This window comes from Mesorhizobium sp. WSM4829 (assembly GCF_055811475.1).
This window is the reverse complement of sequence record NZ_JBVVQJ010000139.1, coordinates 1-620: the sequence shown is the minus strand read 5'-3', so window position 1 is coordinate 620 and position 620 is coordinate 1. Positions and strand designations below refer to the sequence as shown.

Below are 620 nucleotides of genomic sequence, written 5' to 3'. Positions count from 1 at the left end.
ACGCTGCCCTACGGCCTGCAGAAGCGAGTCGAGCTGGCACGAGCGCTGGTTGCCGAGCCCAAGATCCTGCTGCTCGACGAGCCGATGGCCGGCATGACGGCGACCGAGAAAGCTGAGATGGCCGGGTTTGTGCGCGCCGCGCGCGACCGAGACGGCGTCACCATCATCCTGATCGAGCACGATATCGGCGTGGTCATGGGACTCTCCGACCGGGTCGCCGTGCTCGACTACGGCCGCAAGATCGCAGACGGGACGCCGGCCGAGGTCAGGACCGATCCGGCAGTGATCCGGGCCTATATCGGCACCGCCGATGGCGAGGACATCTGATGAGCTACTATGATTTCCTCTTCGTCATCGAAGTGCTGGTCGGCGGCCTGCTCTCTGGGGTCATGTATTCGCTTGTCGCCATCGGTTTCGTGCTGATCTACAAGACGTCGGGCGTGCTGAACTTCGCGCAAGGGTCGATGGTGCTGTTCGCAGCGCTCACCTTTGTCAGCCTCGTCGAACGCGGCATCCCCTTCGCGCTTTCGCTACTCATCACCTTCGCGGTCATGGTCGCGCTGGGCTTCACCATCGAGCGGACTGTGCTCAGGCCGCTGGTCAATCGCTCGCCGATGACG

General features: G+C 63.5%; 2 protein-coding genes. Both read left to right on the top strand.

What is annotated here, in order from left to right; all coding sequences use genetic code 11:
- Nucleotides 1–327, top strand: a 327-nt coding sequence (locus tag AC0L17_RS34560; protein WP_473519002.1) for an ABC transporter ATP-binding protein C-terminal domain-containing protein, incomplete at its 5' end; no start/stop codon positions are given.
- On the top strand, nucleotides 327–620 hold a 294-nt coding region (locus tag AC0L17_RS34555), incomplete at its 3' end, for an ABC transporter permease subunit (protein WP_473490080.1). The genes AC0L17_RS34560 and AC0L17_RS34555, both read left to right, overlap by 1 nt.